Annotated in this window: 21 protein-coding genes and 1 pseudogene; 17 read left to right on the plus strand and 5 right to left on the minus strand. The window is 71.0% G+C overall.

Annotated features, from left to right (window positions below):
• Positions 1-226 precede the first annotated feature (226 nt).
• The 3 genes and pseudogenes from HS041_RS35235 to HS041_RS35245 all read right to left on the minus strand — a co-directional run.
• Complete coding sequence (locus tag HS041_RS35235; RefSeq protein WP_196445479.1) at positions 227-922, minus strand: alpha/beta hydrolase; 696 nt, start codon at positions 920-922, stop codon at positions 227-229.
• 59 nt (positions 923-981) lie between these two features.
• Positions 982-1,200, minus strand: coding sequence for a hypothetical protein (locus HS041_RS35240; RefSeq protein ID WP_196445223.1), 219 nt, complete (start codon positions 1,198-1,200; stop codon positions 982-984).
• Positions 1,197-1,385 (minus strand): annotated as a pseudogene (locus HS041_RS35245) (IS256 family transposase); the annotation flags it as partial. The gene HS041_RS35240 and the pseudogene HS041_RS35245, both read right to left, overlap by 4 nt.
• Positions 1,386-1,988: 603 nt before the next feature.
• Here HS041_RS35245 and HS041_RS35250 point away from each other — a divergent pair.
• The 11 genes from HS041_RS35250 to HS041_RS35300 all read left to right on the plus strand — a co-directional run bounded on the left by HS041_RS35250 (position 1,989) and on the right by HS041_RS35300 (position 13,148).
• Entirely contained in the window at positions 1,989-2,771 is a 783-nt protein-coding gene (locus HS041_RS35250; protein ID WP_307845607.1) for a hypothetical protein, read from the plus strand.
• 207 nt (positions 2,772-2,978) lie between these two features.
• A complete protein-coding gene (locus HS041_RS35255; protein ID WP_196445225.1) occupies positions 2,979-3,785 on the plus strand; it encodes a glycosyltransferase family 2 protein in 807 nt (268 codons plus the stop codon).
• A complete protein-coding gene (locus HS041_RS35260; RefSeq protein ID WP_196445226.1) occupies positions 3,782-5,017 on the plus strand; it encodes a 2-phospho-L-lactate transferase CofD family protein in 1,236 nt (411 codons plus the stop codon). The genes HS041_RS35255 and HS041_RS35260 overlap by 4 nt, the downstream gene beginning before the upstream one ends.
• The gene (locus HS041_RS35265; protein WP_196445227.1) at positions 5,014-5,760 is read left to right on the plus strand and encodes an HAD family hydrolase; all 747 of its coding nucleotides are present in this window, start codon (positions 5,014-5,016) and stop codon (positions 5,758-5,760) included. Before HS041_RS35260 ends, HS041_RS35265 begins: the two co-directional genes overlap by 4 nt.
• The gene (locus HS041_RS35270) at positions 5,753-6,535 is read left to right on the plus strand and encodes an NTP transferase domain-containing protein (RefSeq protein WP_230880250.1); all 783 of its coding nucleotides are present in this window, start codon (positions 5,753-5,755) and stop codon (positions 6,533-6,535) included. Before HS041_RS35265 ends, HS041_RS35270 begins: the two co-directional genes overlap by 8 nt.
• Positions 6,523-7,836 (plus strand): glycosyltransferase family 4 protein, encoded by a 1,314-nt coding sequence (locus HS041_RS35275; protein WP_196445228.1) that lies wholly within the window; start codon positions 6,523-6,525, stop codon positions 7,834-7,836. Before HS041_RS35270 ends, HS041_RS35275 begins: the two co-directional genes overlap by 13 nt.
• A gap of 50 nt (positions 7,837-7,886) precedes the next feature.
• Entirely contained in the window at positions 7,887-9,167 is a 1,281-nt protein-coding gene (locus HS041_RS35280; RefSeq protein WP_307845608.1) for a lipopolysaccharide biosynthesis protein, read from the plus strand.
• Positions 9,164-10,420, plus strand: a complete 1,257-nt coding sequence (locus HS041_RS35285) for a glycosyltransferase family 4 protein (protein WP_196445229.1) — start codon at positions 9,164-9,166, stop codon at positions 10,418-10,420. The genes HS041_RS35280 and HS041_RS35285 overlap by 4 nt, the downstream gene beginning before the upstream one ends.
• Positions 10,421-10,584: 164 nt before the next feature.
• A complete protein-coding gene (locus HS041_RS35290) occupies positions 10,585-10,926 on the plus strand; it encodes a VOC family protein (RefSeq protein WP_196445230.1) in 342 nt (113 codons plus the stop codon).
• Between the two features lie 455 nt (positions 10,927-11,381).
• Entirely contained in the window at positions 11,382-11,801 is a 420-nt protein-coding gene (locus HS041_RS35295; protein ID WP_196445231.1) for a hypothetical protein, read from the plus strand.
• Between the two features lie 138 nt (positions 11,802-11,939).
• Positions 11,940-13,148: an ABC transporter permease gene (locus tag HS041_RS35300; protein WP_196445232.1), complete on the plus strand. Its 1,209-nt coding sequence runs from the start codon at positions 11,940-11,942 to the stop codon at positions 13,146-13,148.
• Between the two features lie 111 nt (positions 13,149-13,259).
• Here HS041_RS35300 and HS041_RS35305 read toward each other — a convergent pair whose 3' ends face one another.
• Complete coding sequence (locus HS041_RS35305; RefSeq protein ID WP_196445233.1) at positions 13,260-13,688, minus strand: YkvA family protein; 429 nt, start codon at positions 13,686-13,688, stop codon at positions 13,260-13,262.
• A gap of 198 nt (positions 13,689-13,886) precedes the next feature.
• Here HS041_RS35305 and moaA point away from each other — a divergent pair, with 198 nt between their 5' ends.
• The 4 genes from moaA (at position 13,887) to HS041_RS35325 (ending at position 16,984) form a co-directional block, all read left to right on the plus strand.
• The gene (moaA, locus tag HS041_RS35310; protein ID WP_196445234.1) at positions 13,887-14,876 is read left to right on the plus strand and encodes a GTP 3',8-cyclase MoaA; all 990 of its coding nucleotides are present in this window, start codon (positions 13,887-13,889) and stop codon (positions 14,874-14,876) included.
• A 99-nt stretch (positions 14,877-14,975) separates the two neighbouring features.
• Complete coding sequence (locus HS041_RS35315; protein ID WP_196438539.1) at positions 14,976-16,061, plus strand: IS630 family transposase; 1,086 nt, start codon at positions 14,976-14,978, stop codon at positions 16,059-16,061.
• Positions 16,062-16,172: 111 nt separating this feature from the next.
• Entirely contained in the window at positions 16,173-16,730 is a 558-nt protein-coding gene (mobA, locus tag HS041_RS35320; RefSeq protein ID WP_196445235.1) for a molybdenum cofactor guanylyltransferase, read from the plus strand.
• Entirely contained in the window at positions 16,727-16,984 is a 258-nt protein-coding gene (locus HS041_RS35325; protein ID WP_196445236.1) for a DUF6457 domain-containing protein, read from the plus strand. Before mobA ends, HS041_RS35325 begins: the two co-directional genes overlap by 4 nt.
• Positions 16,985-17,183: 199 nt before the next feature.
• Here the strand turns inward: HS041_RS35325 and HS041_RS35330 are convergent, their stop codons facing one another.
• Entirely contained in the window at positions 17,184-17,459 is a 276-nt protein-coding gene (locus HS041_RS35330; protein ID WP_307845609.1) for a DUF3099 domain-containing protein, read from the minus strand.
• A gap of 110 nt (positions 17,460-17,569) precedes the next feature.
• Here HS041_RS35330 and HS041_RS35335 point away from each other — a divergent pair, with 110 nt between their 5' ends.
• Both HS041_RS35335 and HS041_RS35340 read left to right on the plus strand, forming a co-directional pair.
• A complete protein-coding gene (locus HS041_RS35335; RefSeq protein WP_184941372.1) occupies positions 17,570-17,782 on the plus strand; it encodes a dodecin in 213 nt (70 codons plus the stop codon).
• Positions 17,783-17,836: 54 nt separating this feature from the next.
• Complete coding sequence (locus tag HS041_RS35340; RefSeq protein WP_196445238.1) at positions 17,837-18,898, plus strand: linear amide C-N hydrolase; 1,062 nt, start codon at positions 17,837-17,839, stop codon at positions 18,896-18,898.
• The last annotated feature ends 21 nt before the right edge of the window (positions 18,899-18,919 follow it).

Genomic DNA, 18,919 nt, shown 5'->3' on the forward strand with positions numbered 1-18,919 from the left:
AGACAGGGCGGGCTGCGCGGCCTTCTCCGCGGTGGTGTCGCTGCCGGTTCTCACGCTCGCGGACCGGGTCGTCGTGACATCCGTCATCCGTGGCATTCCAGCGCGAGCAGTACGAACGAGGGGGGCATCGCGGAGTCCGGAGGGGTGAAGAGGGTCTCCGACAGCTTCCACACATGCCGGAGAAGTGGATCGGGCGTGCGCTGCCGGGGGCTGTTTCAGAAGTGGATCAACGACTGGCGGCGAGTTCGATGAGGTGCTGGGCGGTGCCGGCGGGGTCGACGATCTGGTGAAGGTGCGCACCGGGCAGGTGTGCCACACGCCAGCCGCGTTCACGTGCCTCGGCGGCAAGGTCGTCGTACGGGGGGCCGAACAGCAGGTAGGAGCAGGGATGGTCGTCCCAGCCGTCGGGGACCGGGATGCGTTGCTCGTAGTAGGACAGCGGCAGCATGGGCTGTTCCCCGACGACCGTCCGCCGCATCTCCGGATCGGAGAACATGGGCGCGACGTCCGCTTCGTCCCACCAGTCGGTCCAGCGGGGCAACACGCCGTTCACGGCCATCGGGCGGAGGAACTCCAGCATCGCAGGTGAGGCGACAGGGGTAGGCCCGGTCCGTGCCGGCAGTGCGGCGTCGACGAAGATCGAGCCGGTCACCGGATGGTCGAGGGCTGAGCGGATCGCCGGGAGGAACAAACCCGCATTACTGTGCGCCACCAGTATGACGGGGCTGGTGACCGGAAGCCGTTCGAGGTCGTTGCGGATGGCGCTGACGACCCGGGGCCAGAACGGCGGATCACCGGCACCTACGTGCAGCAGCGACGGCACACGCACGTGATGTCCAGCCGCGGTCAGCTGTTCGGCGGCAGGATGCCAGGTCGAAGGGCCGACGGACGGGCTGTGCACGAGGATGAAGATCGGCTGCATGCGAGCATTCTGCCGCCACGGCACCGGAGCCGCCACAGCCTCAGCGGACGGTGAACGCTTCACCGCGAACGCTCGGTATTCGCCTCTTCTTCCCAGGTCGTCGCCCAGACGAGTTCGCACGGCAGCGCCGCCAGCCGACGCCCCACCTCGGAGGTGAGCCGCGCCAAGCGCGAATCCGGTGCGGTACCCCGCGGTGGGTGTTGCGGGTCCTCGCCGAACGGGAGAAGCGGTCCGTCGACGTCGAGGAAGAGCAGCGGGCGTTCGGCATGGACGGTCATGCCGCGCCGATCCCGTCACGTTCGACGGGTGCGCCGCGTTCGAAGCGGGCTCCGGCACGCACGACAGCGACCATGCGGGGCGCGTTGACCAAGCGCCGGCGTTGCCGGGCGGATTCGATGGGCTCGAACGTCATCGTCAGGGCTGCCACGCGGGAACCGGAACCGCGGGTGACCTCGGTACGCACGCCGCCGCCGAACGGTTCGAGGCGCAGCCCTCGCGCATCGGCGGCACCTCCTGACGGCTCGCGTTCAGGCCCTGCCGGTGTGCGCGCTGTCGCGGCCGTCGGCCCGTCGTGTGCTCTCGCGGACTCGCCACGTGACGAGGTGTGGCGGCGGCCCTGTGAGGACCTGCGGTGAGAGTCCGCGTTTCACTCGCCATGCCCTCGCAGCCTCCGGGGAGCGCCCGGACGGACGATGCCCGAGTCTTGCCACAATACCCTTTTGTCCTGATTTATAGGGTTATCTAGATCCAGAAGATTCGCCCAATTCGGGAGACATCAGTGTGGACTTACGGAAGGATGCATTCCGGCAGAGTCTGGATTGTCGGGCCTTTCCGAAAGTTACTGAAAGCACTATGATCTTTTGCGGCAACTTTCTCGCGGAATGCCGAGTGAGGCACTCCTTCGCTCGGTGCTCCCCCTGTCTCACCCATCAGCCGGACCTCTCCGGAGGGGCCGGAGCCGAACACCCCCCGTCCACGCCCCACTCGGCACCTCGGCCACCGCACACCGCGGACGTGATCTTCTCTCGGGTCCCGGCGGGGCGGCCGGCGTCTCAGGTCCGAAAGGGTGCCAGAGCGCTGGCGACGGAAGAAAGGCGCTGAAGTCATGGCAGTAAAGAGGGGGACTCCTTCCCTCGGCCTCCTCCGCGGCGGCGCTTCGGACACCGGATCTCCGCGGCATCCTCAGGGCGCCGTCCTGAGGTCGGAGCGGACATGGGCGCGGCACCTGTGGTGGGTCGCCCTGGTCGCCGGCAGTGCCGGAGCCGCGTTCACGTGGCTGGCCACACCGCACGGCCGGGAGATAGAAGCGGTATGGGAACTCGGAGTCAAGCTGGCCGCGTTCGCCTGCCTGTGTGCGGCGATCGCGTTCTTTCCCTGGTCGGCGCCGCGCCTCCACTGGCTGTTGTACGTCCCCTTCGTGTTCTTCACCGGATACGTCATCCCTCGGATCAGCTACTTCTACTACGGGGATGTGGCGCGCGCCCAGGGCGACAGCTTTTACACGCATGTCTACCTGCTCCTCTATCCCGGGATCGTGCTCACCGTCGCGGCCGCCTACCGGCTGGGGGGCGGAAGTCCGGGTGCCTGCCTGAAGATCGCGGTGAACGGCATCGTCATCGTGTTCTCCGGTTTCCTCGACCTGATGTGGTTCCTCGTCAACCCGGTAGAGCTGCCCCGGGTCATCGACGCGCCGCACATTTCGATCTTCACGGGCGGGCCGATCTCCTATGGGGCGACCGTTCTGTTCACCCTGGCCCACGTCCCCGCCATCGTTCTTGTGGGAGCGCTCCCAGTAGACCGCTGGATCGATCGCCTGCTCGGCCTCGCACCGGCAGGCGGTTCCACATGACCGGCGGCTCCGTCATGACCATTTTGGGAGCGCTCCCAGTGGGCTGTCGGGCCGACTCCCTGCCCGGCGTCGCACCGGCAGGCGGTTCCACATGACCGGCGGCTCCGCCGTGACGCTTGTGGGAGCGCTCCCAATCAATCGCCGGATCGATTCCCTGCTCGGCGCCGCATCGGACGGCGGCCCGGAATGACCACGAAGGGCGAGCACATGTCGCAAGTCCCGATCGCATCCCGGACAGTCCGGCTCTCGGTCGCGGCACCCGCCTTCAACGAGGCCGACAACATCGCGGCGGCGGTGGAGGAGTGGCGCAGCTACCTGGAAGGCCACCCGGCGATCGGTGCGTGGGAGATCGTCGTCTGCGACGACGGCAGCACCGACGCCACCCGCGCGATCCTGGAAGACCTGAGGAAGGGATGCCCCGAGCTCGTCGTGGTGGGCTTCGAGCACAACCGCGGCGCGGGCGCGGCGATCGCCGCCGCGATCGCCGCCACCCGCCTCGACTGGGTCGTGCTACTCGACTCCGACGGTCAGTTCCCGATCGCCAATCTGGGTAGATTTCTCGACCGCATCCGCGACGGCGAAGGAGCGGCCTTCTCCGGGGCCAGGATCCGGAAGGCGGACGGCCTGCCGTACCGGTGGGGGTCGGCGCTCAGCGGCGCCATCGGAAATCTGCTCCATCGCACCCGGTACCGCGACTTCAACTCGATCTTCAAGGTGGTGTACGGCCCGCTCTTCCGCGCGCTGCCGCTGGAATCCGGCGGGATGAACTGCTCGACCGAGATCACCGCCCGGGTCGTCGAGGCCGGCCACGACTGGATCGAGATCCCGATAGAACACCGGCAGCGCGGCGGCGGCAGCCGGGGGTGGCGGTTCTGGCGGGGGGCGCGCGACCGGGCCCTGTTCGTGGGCTACCTGGGATACCGGCGCTGGCTGCTCCGCCTGGGCGTGCTGCGGCCGCCGGCCGTGCCCGCCGTCTCCGGCGAACACGCCGACCCTGCGCTGGAGGTCCGATGACCACGCCGTACCTCGACCGGGCGTCGGTGGTCCTGTTCAGCGGAGGGCGAGGCGGCGCCAGCATCGCCCGCGGCCTGCTGCGCGTGCCGGACCTCGGTCTGTCCGTGGTGATCAACGGATACGACAACGGGCAGTCCACCGGGGCGCTGCGCCGCTACCTGCCGGGCATGCTCGGCCCCTCGGACTTCCGCAAGAACCTCCTGCTGCACCTCCACGGGGACGATCCGCGTCAGGCGGCGCTGAGGGGCGTGCTCGACCACCGGCTGCCCGCCCGGGCCACCCGGCAGGATCTCCACGACCTCGTGGACGGGCTGGCCCGGAGCAGGGTGTACGGCATGCTGCCGCCGCACACGAGGGCAGCGGTGGTGCGCGACCTCCGCGTCATGACGGGAATGCTCGACGGCCGGCCCGGACTCGATCTCGGGGACTGCGCGCTCGGCAACCTCGTGTTCGCGGGTGCGTACCTGAGGCTGGGCCGGGACTTCAACGCCGCGATCCGTTCCTGCACCGAGACGTTCGAGTCGCCGGCGCGGCTCGTCAACGTGACGGGCGGCGAGAACGCCTTCCTGGTGGCGCTCAAGAAGGACGGCCGGCTCCTGGCGGACGAGGCCGACATCGTCGCCCCGCAGGACCCGGTCGCCATCTCCGACCTGTTCCTCCTCGACAGGCCGATCACCCCGCGGCGGCGGGCGGTACTCGAAACGCTCCCCGACGAGCACCGGCGACGCGCCCTGGCCCGCGGCGGCGCCGAGGTCTCCCTCAATCCGGAGGCCAGGGACGCCATCGTGCGTGCCGACCTGATCGTGTACGGGCCCGGCACACCGCACTCGTCGCTGCTGCCGAGCTATCTCACCCCCGGGATCGCCGACGCGATCGCCGCCGGCCGCGCCACCGCCAAGGTGTTCGTCGTCAACGTCAGGGACGACCACGACGTCCAGGGCCTCGACGCCCGCGCACTCGTCGACCGAACCCTGCGCTACCTCGGCGATCCCCGCAACGAGCGGCGCATGGTCACCCATGTCCTCTGTCACCGCGCGGGACCCGTCAGGACAGAGGGCGCCGAGGGCGCCGAGGGCTCCGGAGAGCTGGGGGACTGCGGGGACGGAGCGGGGGCACGATGGATCACGGCCGATCTGGAGGACCCGCGGCGGCCCGGTGTGCACTCCGGGACCCGCACGGTGGCCGCGCTGGCCCGCATCGTCGGCGAGACCTCCCTGCTGGGTGCCGGATGAACGCGGTCGCGCGTCGCACGGCCGCGGCGCTCGCCGGGCGGCGCGTCTGGTTGTGCGACCTGGACGGCACACTCGTCGACTCGGCCCCCGCCCACGAGGCCGCCTTCCGCGCCGCGCTTGCCGAGATCTCCCCCGAGTTGCCCGGCTCCTTCGACTACAGCGCCCACATGGGGGCGAGCACCCGGCAGGTGGTGGAGGGACTGGGCGTGGATCCGCTCCTCGTCACGGGGGTGATCAGGCGCAAGCAGCGGTTGTACCGGGCGTACGTCCGGGACGGGGCGGTGGCGGTCCTGCCCGGGGCGTACCGGCTGCTGACGCTCCTGGCCGACCGTGGGCACGCGGCCTACCTCGTCACCAGCGGGAGCCGCGACTCGGTCACCCGCGTCCTGGAGGCATGCGCGCTGACCGGATACTTCCGCGGCGTGCTGACCGCCGACGACGTGGCGTGCAGCAAGCCCGATCCGGGCTTCTACCGGCAGGCGTGCGACCTGTGGGCGGTCGATCCCGCCGGTGCCGTCGTGCTGGAGGACTCCGCCCACGGGGTGGCCTCCGCCGTCGGCGCGGGTCTTCTCACGCTCCAGGTGCACGGCACCGCCCCGGCCGCCGGGGCGGTGCCGGTACGGGACCTGGAAGAGATCATCTCCCTTCTCGGCGTGAGCGATATGAGCGATACAGACGGCATAAGTGGCATGGAGGCTTCGGATATGGAGTCTCCGGACATGGAGGAGAACACCCTTGGGTGACGAACGTGTCTGCGCGGTGGTCCCCGCGGCGGGGCAGGGGTCCAGGCTCGGCCTCGGCATCCCGAAGATCATGCTGGAGATAGCCGACGGCGTCACCGTGTGGGACCTGCTGCGCCGCCGCCTCACGCCGTGGGCGGAGCACGTCCACGTGGTGCTCTCCCCGGCGGGGAAGGCGCCCTTCCAGAGGCTGGCGGCCGAGGCGATCGAACGGGGAGAGGTCTCCGTCAGCGTCCAGGAGGAGCCCACGGGCATGGGCGACGCCGTCTTCGGGGCCGCTGTGCCGTACTGGGCGGGCCACGACGCGATGCTGGTCGTCTGGGGCGACCAGGCGAACCTGTCCTCGCGGACGGTCGGCGAGGTGGTGCGGGCACATCGCGAGAGCACCGCCGCGGGAGGGCCGGGCCTCACCCTTCCGCTGGTCGCGCTGCCCGACCCCTACGTCGAGTACGAATACGACGCGGACTCGTCGGCCCTGCTGCGGGTGCGCATGTCCAGGGAGGGGGACGAGTGCCGCCCCGGCGGGCTCAGCGACGTCGGCGTCTTCTGCCTCAGCGTGGACGGGCTGGCCCAGTCCTGGCCGCGCTACCTGGCTGCGGCCAGGACCGGGACGGTCACCGGCGAGGTCAACTTCCTGCCGTTCCTCCCGTACCTGTCGCGGGAACTCGGCTGGCGGACCACGGTGGTGCCGGTCACCGACCCCGACGAGGCCCGCGGCATCAACACCCCCGCCGACCTGGAGTTCACCCGTAGGGCGTACCTGCGATGCACGAGCTGACCTCCGGCCCCGGGACCCTCCGCCGGGTCCATGTCGTCTGCTCGGAGATCCCGCCCGACGTCGTGGGCGGGCTCGGCCGCTACGCCGAACGCATGATGGACGCCCTGCGCCGCAGCGGGGTCCCCGTCACGGTGTACGGCACCGCCCGCAGGGGCCGGTCGCCCCGGATCGAGCGCCGCGGCGACGTCACGCTGCACCGGCTGACCACGGCGAGCAGCGACCACGCCAGGAACTCGCGCACCCCGCGCGTGCTCCGGCAGGCAGCCAGGATCGCCGGGCTGCTCGCCTTCAACGTGCGCGTCGCGAGCCGCATCCTTCGCGCCGAGGCGGGCCGGCCCGGGGCCGAGCGGTCCGGGACGGTCGTCGCCGTGCACGACTGGATGGGCTCCCCGGCCGGTATCCTGTGCCGTCTGCTCGGCCGCCTGCCGGTGGTCTTCCACGTCCACACCCGGGAACTCAACGCCGACCCGTCCGCAGGCCCCTCCCTGCAGGCGGCCTGTCTCGACGCGGTGGAGGCGGCGCAGGCCCGCCTGGCGGACCTGATCATCGTGCCGAGCGCGAGCGTCCGCGACGATCTCGCGGCCCGCGGCTGGCCGGGGGAGCGGCTGCGGGTCCTGCCGCACGGCTTCGAGGAGCCGGAGCTGCTGCGGCTGGCCGCGCTGCCCGGCGACGAGCGCGCCCGCATCGCCTCGCGGGTACGGCGCCGCTACCTGCCGGGCGGTGAGGGCCGGTTGGTGGTGTTCGCCGGGCGCCTGTCCCCGCACAAGGGCGTGCACACCCTCCTCCGGGCGGTGCCGCTGCTGGCGGAGAAGTACGGCGACCTGCGGATTGTGATCATCGGCACGCAGCTGCCGCAGACCGACGACAACGCGGCCGTCGCGCAGCTGATCGACGAGACCGGCGCCGGCGAGCACGTGGTCGCCGACTACCGCTTCCTCGACTCGGCCGAGCTGTTCGCGCACTTCCTCGCCGCCGACGTGTGCGCCTTCCCGTCCGTGTACGAGCCGTTCGGGCTGGTCGCGGTGGAGGCCATGGCCCTGGCCCGGCCGGTGGTCGTCGGCCCGGGCTACTCTCCCGAGGTTGTGGGGGACGGGGCGCTGCGCTACGCGCGCGACCGCCCCGGTGAACTGGCCGACGCCCTGTCGCACTGCCTCGGTGATCCGGCGGAGGCCGCGCGGCTCGCCGCCCGCGGCGCCGCGTACGTGCGGGAGCGCTACAGCTGGTCCCGCACGGCCGAGCGGACCCTGGCCGCCTACGCCGAGGCGGCGCGGCGGCCTCTCCGCACCGGGGCGGCACGGTGATCTCCCGGCGCCGGGGCGGCATCGCTGCCTTTCTGCGCCGGGGCGGCGCGGTGACCTCCCGCACGCCCCTCCGGCTCGGCGGGCGGCGCTGGGCCGTCGCGGCCCCGATGGCCGTCAACGCGATCGCCAGCGGCGTCTCGGCCTCGACCACGCTGCTGGTCGCCTGGGGAGTCAGCGCCGCCGAGTTCGGGCGCTTCACCCTGGTCCTGTCGATCGCGCTGATCGTCACCGTCGGCATGGTGATGAGCCTGCATTTCGTCATGTACCAGGAACTCCCGCGAGCCCGGACGGAGGAACACCGCGCCCTGATCACCACGGCACTGCTGTCCACCCTCGTGCTGGGCACAGGCCTGGCCCTGGCGGGTCTCCTGGCCGCCCCCGCCCTGACCACCGTGCTGGGTGTGGACCTGCGCACCCTCTGCCTCGCACTGGCCCTCGCCCTGGCGATGGCGGTGAACTACCTCACAGAGAGCTTCCTGCGAGGCCTGCGGAAGTACGGCCTCACCTCCGGACTCAAGATCGTCGTTGCCTTCGTCTACCTGGGAGTCTCGGCCTACTGCCTGTTCGTGCTCGACGTCAGGAGCGTTGACTGGTACCTGCTGGCGCTGATCGGCACGAACCTGCTCTTCGCCCTCGTCTCCGCGATCGGCTTCCGGATCGACCCGCGCTCCTGGTCGCGCCCGCTCGCCCGCTCGCTGTACCGGCACGGCGCCTACCTCACCGCCCTCGGCGGCCTCAGCGCCGTGCTCTTCGGCGTGGACGTGATCTTCCTCAACCACTGGGCGGACCCGTCCGAGGTCGGGGTGTACTCGATCTACAACAACTTTCCCAAGCGGCTCCTGGGAGTGGTGGTCGCCGACGGCATCGGCCTGGTCCTGCTGCCCACGCTGGCCGTCATGGACACCTCCGCGGCGCTGCGGCGCATCGGGCGGCTGTCCCCGGCCGTCTTCGCGGCGACGGCCCTGCTGTCGTTCGCAGCGAGCGCGGTGTTCTTCCTCCTCCTGCGGGACGAGTATCCGTACTCGTTCGGCCTCATGGCCCTGTCGGCCCTGGGCATCGGCGCCCACACGGTCTTCAACCTCTACTCGGCGGCCCTGTCGATGGACGGGGTGCGGGGCGCCAAGGCGCTCATCATCGCCCAGGCCGCCGCGGCGCCGCCCGTGCTCGCCTGCCAGGCCGCGCTCATCGCCTGGCAGGGCCTGGTCGGCGGGCTGGTGGCGTTCATCCTGTGCAATCTCGCTCTCATCGCGGTCGTGGTCATCGTCTCCGCCCGGGTGTACCGGCCGCGGGCGCAGACGCCGAGCGTCCGCCATTCGGAGGTCCGGCGATGAAGATCGCTCACATCATCAACCAGTTCCCGCCGAACATCACCGCGGGGCTCGGCCGCTACATCGCGGAGATCGCCCCCCGCATGGCCGAGGGGCACCGCCTGATCGTCTTCACGCTCAACGACGGCCGCCTGCCGGCCTTCGAGCGCGTCGGAGGCGTGGTCGTTCACCGGCCGAGAGACCGGATATTCGGCGCGATCAGCCGTCGCCGCCGGCTCAACCGCACCCGCAGGCTCGACTTCGCCCTGCTCGCGCTGAACGTCGTGGTCAGCAACTGGCGGTATTTCCTGCGTCTGCTCTCCGCCGGGCGGAACGGGCGGCCCGACCTGGTGGTGGTGCACGACTCCACCAACTTCCTCGCCGGCCTCCTCTGCCACCACCTGCTGCGGCTCCCCGTCGTCTTCCACGTTCACACCACCGAGTACGGCGTCAACCGCAGCCACGGCACCGCAGGGGCGAGGGGACTGTTCGCCGTGGTCGAGCGGTGGCTGGCGCGCGTCGCCCGCCGGATCGTGGTCCCCACCCCGGAGGTGCGCGACCAGCTCGCCGCCGCCGGCTGGGACCGCTCGTCGATCGAAGTGGTCTGCCTGGGCGGCACGTTCGAGCGGCTGCTCACCGGGGACGGGCCGGGAGCGGAGGCGCTGCGGGCGCGAGCCGACGGCCTGCGCGCCCGGCTCGGCATCGGGTCCGGTGACGCGGCTCTGCTGTTCGTCGGCAGGATCGAACGGCAGAAGGGGATCTACCAGCTGCTTGAGGCCATGCCGCGGATCGTCGCCGCGGTGCCGGGGCTGCGCCTGGTGATCGTCGGCGAGGGCGATGAGGAGGGTGTGCAGCGGATCGTCACCGAGGCGGGGCTGGCCGGGCACGTCCGCACATCCGGCGGGTGGGTCGGTGGCGAGGACCTGCTGGAGTACTACGAGATGGCCGACGCCTGCGTCTTCCCCTCGCTTTTCGAACCGTTCGGCCTGGTGGCGACCGAGGCCATGGCCATGGGGAAGCCGACGATCCTCGGTCACGGCTTCTCCCGGATCTTTCTCGGCGACCCGGCCCGTCCCGCGGCACGCTTCGTACGCGGGGACGATCCGGACGACATCGCCAGGGTCGTGATCGAGCTCATGGCGGACCCGGGGGCGCGGGAGTCGCTCGCGGTCGAGGGCGAGCGGTTCGTCCGGAAACGGCTGAGCTGGAACCGGACCACCGAGGAGACGCTCGCCGTCTACCGGAGCGTCCTGGACGGGGCCTTCACGGCCGGCTAGTCATGTGTCCGGAACGTGCTCTTGCGGAGCTCCCGGCTTTCCCGGGCTGGAGCGGCACGGCGGCCGTTGCCCATCGGCTGGGCGTATGTGATGATCCGGGCACGGCCGGGCCTGCGGGGGCATGGGAACCGGGCGAAGCGCACGGGGTTCCGTAGGATCGCGGCATGGCCCTCGACTTGTTCGCAGGAATCCCGGTCGGCGAGTACGCGGCGGCCCTGAAATGGTACGAACGGCTGCTGGGCTCCCCGCCGACGTTCTTCCCCAACGACACCGAGGCGGTGTGGGAGCTCGCGGAGCACCGGTTCGTGTTCGTCGAGCACCGGCCCGGGCACGCCGGTCACGCCATGCACACGCTCTTCGTCGACGACCTCGACACGCGCGTCGCGCAGATCACCGAGCGAGGGCTCGACCCCGCGGAGCGGGAGACCTACTCCAACGGCGTGCGGAAGGTCATCTACCGCGACCCCGAGGGGAACGAGATCGGGTTCGGCGGCGGTCCTGCGTGACCGGCCCGGGCCTGCGGTCCCCGGCGCGTTCGACGGCGCCGGTGCGACCGGTGCCGCCTCCCGTCAGGACGCCGGGGGCACCCTGAACGGGCCCCGCCCTGTGGCATGAGTCATCACGTCCTCCCGGGCCGATCTCCGGAGCGGTCCTGGCGGACGCCGCAAGGGGCGGGATCCGCTGCCCGGGAAGCCGCGCTCGCCGATCGGCTTTTGAGCCGGTGGCGGCACATCCTCGACGGAGCCCGGCGCCCTCCCGGCGGCCCGTTCCCCACCCGGTCGCTGTCCCACGGGCTTCGGATCACCCCAGGTCGGCGGCCGCTCCACTGTCCCGGGTGTCCCGCATCGGCGCGATCGCTTGCGGGTTGATCAGCGGGCAGGGCAGCCTTTCACATCAGGTAAGAGGAAATTCCACATCTCGTGTCGAAACGACCAGGGATCCCCAAGGAAGAGAGATAGAGATGAAGAAGAGGCTGATGACGGTTCTCGCCATCGCGAGCGTGAGCCTTCCCGCCGCGATCCTCAGCCCGGCACAGGCCCAGGCCGGCGCGCTGGACGGTGACGTCACCAACCGGCTCTCCTCCGGGTACACCGTCAAGATCGCTACATTCTCCGGCTCCAATCTGAACGAGCGGTGCTCCGTCGACGGCGGGGCGACCTACAACTGCCGGACCTACTGGCTGCCTTCCGGCAAGTCCGACGACCAGATCAACGGGAGGAACTGGGACACCGACGCCGTCATGGTGGAGCAGCGCTACAAGGTCGAGCGGTGGGGCGGCACGAGCAGCCAGTGGGTCTCCGCGTTCAAGTGGACGAAGTTCTCCAGCGTCGAGAACGCCACCTGCTTCTACGACGGTGCTCCCATCTGCTCCATCGAGTAGCCGTCGGGGCCCCGGCCGGTTCTCCTCCCGAGAGCCGGCCGGGGCGGCGAGGAGCGGGCCAGGGAAACGGCCTGTCACACAATTGCTACTGTCCGTGACAGAATGTTCGTGTTCCGTCACGGAAAAGAGCCCGCCGCCATGCCGACCTCCGCCACCGCGCCCGAGCCCGCGCGCCGTCAAACCGACACCGGCCGCATCACCTCGGCTCGGCAGTTCACGCGCTTCGCCCTGGCCGTGTCCGTCCTGGGCATCATGCTGCAGCTCGCACTCAACGCCTACTACCTCAGCGTCGGGCATGCTCCCTCCCCGCACGACCTGCCGGTCGGTGTGGTCGGCGCTCCCGCCCAGCGGCAGGCGCTGACCGCACAGCTGGAAAAGGACGGCGCGTTCGCCGTCACCGTCTACGACTCACCGCAACGGCTCACCGGCGCCATCCGCGGCAAGGACGTCTACGGCGGCGTGGACCTCACCGCCGAGCGCCCCACCCTGTACCTCGCCTCGGCCGCCGGGCCGTCGGCGGCGAATCTGCTGCGCACCACCTTCATCACCGCCATCGCCGAGCAGACCGGCAAGCAGGTCCGAACCCTCGTCGACCAGGGCCGGCCGGTCCCCGCCGCCACCGTCGCGGCGCTGACCGCCCCACCGGCCGTCACCGACGTCGTCCCCCTGCCCGCCGCCGACCGCAACGGCGCCGCCCTCGGCTTCCTGGTCCAGGCGCTGGTCCTGGGCGGCACCATCGCCTCCACCGGCCTGGGCCGGCTCATCCCCCTCACGCCCCGCTCCCACCAGCGCGGGCTGGGACATGTGGCCACGCTCGTCGTCTACGCTCTGGGCTCGGCCGCGGTGGTGCTGTGGACGATGAGCTGGTTCGACGTCGGCACCGGCGCCGATGCCGGGCGGCTGCTGGCCGAGTTCACCCTGATCTCCCTGGCGATCACCGCCTCCACCGCCGGGGCGGTCGCGCTCATCGGCCCGGCCGGCGCGCTCCTGGGCCTCGGCTACTTCACCGTCGGCACCGTCATCTCCGGCGCCGGCGTCCTGCCCGAGTTCCTGCCCGACCCCGCCCGCGCCATCGGCCAGGCGCTACCGCCCGGCGCCGGAGTCAGCGCAGTGCGCGACAGCATGTACTTTCCCACCGCCGACATCAGCGGCCCGCTGCTGACACTGGGCCTGTACGCCGGACTCGGCTGCCTGATCGTGCTGGTCACCAACACTCTGCCCAACCGCTCCCGCCGCCACTCGGAGGTCGACCTGCACCTGGTGGAGCGCCTCGAAGGGCACCCCGTCCCAGCCGTAACCGTGGCCGCAGCCGTCGGCGGACCCGGTGACGGGCGCACCGCGCAGTGATCCACCGCCCTTCCGCCCAGGCGGCTCCCGGGCGACGGCGGGCCGTCAGCCGGCGCCGGCCAGATCGTCGACTGTACGGCTGAGGGCGGTGCGGGGCCGAAGCGCGATTCGTCAAGAGGCCGTGGGCGGCTCGCCGAGTCCGGCCACCCGGACCAGGGCGGCGAAGCCTTCGTCGGTGCCGGGCCAGTGCCGCCGTACGGCGTGCAGTCCGGCGCGGCGGGCCACCGAGCGCAGCACCGCGATGACGATGACGGCGTCGTCTGCGTAACCGAGGACGGGGATGAAGTCGGGTATCACATCGATCGGGAAGGCGAGATAGGCCAGCAGCAGCGCCAGCCGCACACGCACGCCGCGCGGCAGCTCGGGATCGGCGGCCAGGCGGCGCACCAGGCGCAGCACGTCGGGCAGCAGCCGCAGCGCCTCACGCAGCAGGCCGCCGCGCGGCGCCGCGACGGCCAGCGCCGCGATCAGCACCAGCCAGGTGGCCGACAGCGTGATCACCACGGCGATCAGCAGGTCCCACCCCCATGATCCGGTCACATCGGCCTATTGTCCCAGGGGCAGGTCACATCTCCGCCGGTGACGGCGGGCCGGGCGCGGCGCGGCTCGGGTGATCCTCCAAGGAATCATCCGTCCGGCGGGACTGTTGTCAGCGGATGGAACATGTGTTTGGGCGAGAGGGGCGGGCGGCCGTAGGCTGGCTTCCTGTCAGGCCAGGATGGATGGAGGGGACGCCCCGTGTTGCAGGACTCGTTCGGGCGGGTGGCGACCGATCTTCGGGTGTCTCTGACGGATCGGTGCAACCTGCGCTGTTCGTACTGCATGCCTCCGGAAGGGCTCAACTGGCTCCCCAAGCCGGAGCTGCTGACCGCCGATGAGGTCGTCCGGCTGGTGACGATCGGCGTGGAGCGCCTGGGCATCACCGAGGTCCGCTACACCGGCGGTGAGCCGCTGCTCCGTCGTGAGCTGGTCGACATCGTGGCCCGCACCGTCGCGCTCACGCCCGTCCCCCAGGTCTCCCTGACCACCAACGGCATCGGGCTGGCCCGGCTGGCCGCCCCGCTCGCCGAGGCCGGCCTGCACCGGGTCAACGTCTCGCTCGACACCCTCGACCGGGAGACGTTCAAGAAGCTCGCCCACCGCGACCGGCTGGCCGACGTGCTGGACGGCCTGGCCGCGGCCGACGCCGCCGGGCTCCGGCCGGTCAAGGTCAACGCGGTGCTGATGCGCGGGATCAACGACCACGAGGCCGCCGGGCTGCTGCGCTACTGCCTGGAGCGGGGATACGAGCTGCGCTTCATCGAGCAGATGCCGCTGGACGCCCAGCACGGCTGGCGCCGGGAGAACATGATCACGGCGGACGAGATCCTCGTGATGCTGAAGGACGCCTTCGACCTGGCCGAGGACGACACCGCCGAGCGTGGCAGCGCTCCCGCGGAGCTGTTCCTCGTCGGCGGCGGTCCGGCCCGGGTCGGAGTGATCGGCTCGGTCACCCGGCCGTTCTGCGGCGCCTGCGACCGGGTGCGGCTCACCGCCGACGGCCAGATCCGCAACTGCCTGTTCGCCACCGACGAGTCCGATCTGCGGGGGGCGATGCGCGCGGGGGCCTCCGACGACGAGCTCGCCGAGCGCTGGACGGCGGCGGTCCGGACCAAGAAGGCCGGACACGGCATCGACGATCCCTCGTTCCTGCAGCCGTCTCGTCCGATGTCGGCCATCGGCGGCTAGTGAGCCGGTCTTGAGCTGTGGTGTCACCACATGAGGTGAATTGTGTTTCAGGCCGCAGCGCGAGGTGACGAGACCTCCGCGCCGCGTTCTGCTGGAGGGATGAGTGATCCACGACTGGAGCCGCTGGTGCTGACCGAGCTCGAACGCTCGACGTTGCAGGGGTGGGTGAAACGCCGTACGACCGCGCAGGGCTTGGCACTGCGGGCACGGATCGTGCTGGCCTGCGCCGAGGGCGGCAGCAACATGGCGGTGGCCGGACGCTTACGGATCCACCGTAAAACCGTGGCCCGCTGGCGCAGCCGGTTCCTGTCCGCCCGGCTGAACGGACTGCATGACGAGCCCCGGCCCGGCGTGCCGCGCACCATCACCGACGCCCAGGTCGAGGAGGTGGTAGTGCGCACGCTGGAAGAAGTCCCTGCCGGAGCCACCCACTGGTCCAAACGCGAGCTGGCCCGGAAGGTGGGCATCTCCCCGACCAGTGTGCTGCGGATCTGGCGGGCGTTCGGCCTGCAACCGTGGCGGACCGAGGACTTCAAGATCTCCCCGGACCCGCTGCTGATCGACAAGATCCGGGACGTGGTCGGACTGTATCTGGCCCCGCCGGCCGGCGCGGTGGTGTTCTCGATGGATGAAAAACCCCAGATCCAGGCCCTGGAACGGACTGCGCCCGTCCTACCGATGCTGCCCGGGACCCCGGAGCGGCGCAGCTTCGACTACATCCGGCACGGCACTGTGGACCTGTTCGCCGCGCTGAACACCGCAACCGGCCAGGTGATCAGCAAACTGTCGGCCCGGCACCGCGCGATCGACTTCCGCGACTTCCTGGCCGAGATGGACCTGCAGGTCGAACCCGACCTGCAGGTCCATGTGATCTGCGACAACCTCGCGGCGCACAAGGCGCCGCTGGTGCACCGCTGGCTGCTGGCCCATCCACGCTTCACGCTGCATTTCACCCCAACCTATGCCTCGTGGATCAACCAGGTCGAACGTTGGTTCGCCGAGTTGCAGCGACGCTGCCTGGAGCGTGGGGTGTTCTGCTCCCTGGGGGCGCTGACGACCGCTCTGGAGGAATGGATCGCGTTCTGGAACGACAATGCCAAGCCGTTCCGGTGGACCAAGACTGCCGACCAGATCATCGACCGTATCTGCCGCTACTGCGACAGGATCTCAAGACCGGCTCACTAGCAGCGCCTCGCCAGACGGTCGTCGGCGGACCCTCCACGTCCGGGTCCTGCCAGACGGAGATCACGCGAGCCCGGTGCGAGGTGTGATCGGCTGGGCGGCTAGCCTCGGACCATGAGCGGCTACGACGCGCTGATCCTCGCGGGCGGGCGGGCCTCACGGCTCGGCGGGCGGGACAAACCCGGCATGGTGGTCGGCGGCATGCCGATGATCGAGCGGGTCGCGGGGGCGGCGTCCGGGGCCGACCGGCTGGTCGTGGTGGGCCCCGCGCGTCCCGGCCTGAACCACGCGATCCTCCTTCAGGAGGACCCGCCGGGGGGCGGGCCGGTTCCGGCGCTGCGGGCAGGACTGGCGGAGGTGACGGCTCCGTGGGTGGTGCTGCTCGCCGCGGACCTGCCGCTCCTGGCCGCAGGGCACGTCTCGGCCCTGCTCGAGGCGGCGGGCGAGTTCGGCGGCGCGGGAGCGGTGCTCGTCGACGACACCGGGCGGATGCAGTGGCTGGCCGGGGCCTGGCGCACGGCGGTGCTCGCCGAGGCGCTCGACGGCTACCGGGGGCGGTCGCTGCACGGTCTCCTCGGCCCGCTGGACCCGGTCCCGGTCCATCTCGCCGGGGAGCCGTGGTTCGACTGCGACACGTTGGACGATCTGGAGCATGTGAGGAGCAGAAGGTGAACGTGCTGGCGGAGTGGACCGCGCTGGTCTGCAGAGAGCTCGGCGTCGACCCGGCGAAGGTGGACCGGGACGTGCTGCTCGACCTGACCAAGGAGGTCGCCCACGGTGTGGCCCGCCCCGCCGCGCCGCTGACGGCCTATTTGCTGGGCCTGGCGCAGGGAGCGGGTACTGCACCGCCCGACGCGGTGGAGCGGCTGGTCAGGATGGCGGGCGACTGGGAGCGGGCGACCACCGAGACCCTGGGCGACCAGTAGAGCCCGGCGGCGACGAGGGCTGGGCCGCGCGAAAACCTGGAGAAAAGGGCGACGCCGGGTGGTTACGGGGGCAAACCACCCGGCGCCGCTTCATCGGCGTTCCGACGGGGGCCCGGAACGCCGGCACGTGCCCCGACGGGGGACCAGGGCACTTGTCTAAAGCGTACACCTACAACCCCTGAGATGCGTCAAGACTTAGTCACGACCCGATCTCGCGTCGGTGCCGTGGGATCTCGTTCTGGCCGGTCTCGGTCAAGCCGGAGTCGGCGGAGGGTCTGCGCTGGGGGGCGTTGGCCCCGATCACGGCAACGTACGGCAAAAAGACGGCGCCGGCGAAGAGCAGGATCCGCACGGGCATGGGAGCGGGCACGGTGAAGGCGAGGACCAGGCAGAGCAGCCGGATCCCCATCTTGATCAGGTAGTTCCGCTCCCGTCTGCCGATGTCCTCGCTCAGCGAGGGCCGGGCATCGGTCACCTGGTGAACCACCTGATGCCTGTGCCACCCCTTCACACTTTCCAACGTAGACCTCTGATCGATCGGGCGCGAACGGTCATGTGCTCGTGGCTTCCGGGTAAGGAGGGAACATGACAGATCGAACGTATCGGGTGACTGAGATAGTCGGCACGTCGGGGGAGAGCCTCGAGACGGCCATCCGCAACGGCATCCGCCGTGCTTCGCAGACCCTGCGCCACCTCGACTGGTTCGAGGTGACCGAGGTCCGCGGCCACATCGTCGACGGCGAGATCGGTCACTTCCAGGTCGGCATGAAGGTCGGCTTCCGCCTCGAGGACGGCTGAGCCCTCCCGCCGACACCTTGTACGGCGGGCTCCCGGTGAAGCAGACTGATCCTCATGGGGAACCCGCGCCAGAGCCTGGGCGCCGTGCTGGCCGCGCTGGCCGTGCTGACGGCCGGAGGCTGCTCGGCACCTGCGGCCCGCGACGCCGTACCGGCCGGCTCCACGCAGACCGGCTCCACGCAGACCGGGACCGAGCGGCGGGGAGGGCCTCTCACGCAGAGCGCCGCCGACATCCGCCGGACGGTCGAGAGCCTGCGGCGGGTGGACGACCTCCCGCTGTACGAGATGACCTTCCACGGGTCCTACGACGTGGAGGCGCCGCTCACCGAGGAGGAGCTCGCCGCGCCCGCCGACGGCTGGGCGTGCTCGCTGTTCTCCCTGCCCGCCGCCGGGCCGGGAGACCGGCCGCTGTTCGGCCGGAACTTCGACTGGAACCCCAGCCCGGCGATGGTCGTGCATGCCGACCCGCCCGGCGGCCACGCCTCCCTCTCCCTGGTCGACCTGTCCTACGCGCTCGGCAGCGCGACTCCGCCCGACCTGGACGACCCGCGCGCCCGCCGCCGGATGGCCCACGCCGTCCTCATCCCGTTCGACGGGGTCAACGACAAAGGACTGGCCGTCGGCATGGCCGCGGTCCCCGACGGCGAGCTCCCGCCCCGGACGGCCGGCCGCCCGGCCCTCGGCAGCGTACGGATCATCCGGATGATCCTCGACAGGGCCGCCACCGTGGAGGAGGCCCTGGCCATCGTGCGCCGCTACGACGTCGACTTCACCGGGGGCCCGCAGCTCCACTACCTCATCGCCGACGCCACCGGGCGATCGGCGGTCGTCGAGTACGCCGAGGGCAGGCTCAGCGTCATCGACGACCGGGTGCTGACCAACTTCACCATGACCGGGACCGGCGAGCGGGAGCGCGCGGCCGACGCCCGCTACCGCGAGCTCGACGAGGGCCTTCCCGCCGCGCGGAGCTGGCGGGACGGGATGGCCCTGCTCCAGCGGGTCGCCCAGGGGCACACCCGCTGGTCGGTCGTCTACGACCTGGCGGACGCCACGGCCCGCGTGGTGACCGCCAAGCGCTGGGGGCGGGTGCACACCATCCCGCTCGTCCAGCGCTGACGCCCGCCCGGGGGCCGCCCT

Source organism: Planomonospora sp. ID67723 (assembly GCF_015711605.1).
GTDB lineage: Bacteria > Actinomycetota > Actinomycetes > Streptosporangiales > Streptosporangiaceae > Planomonospora_A.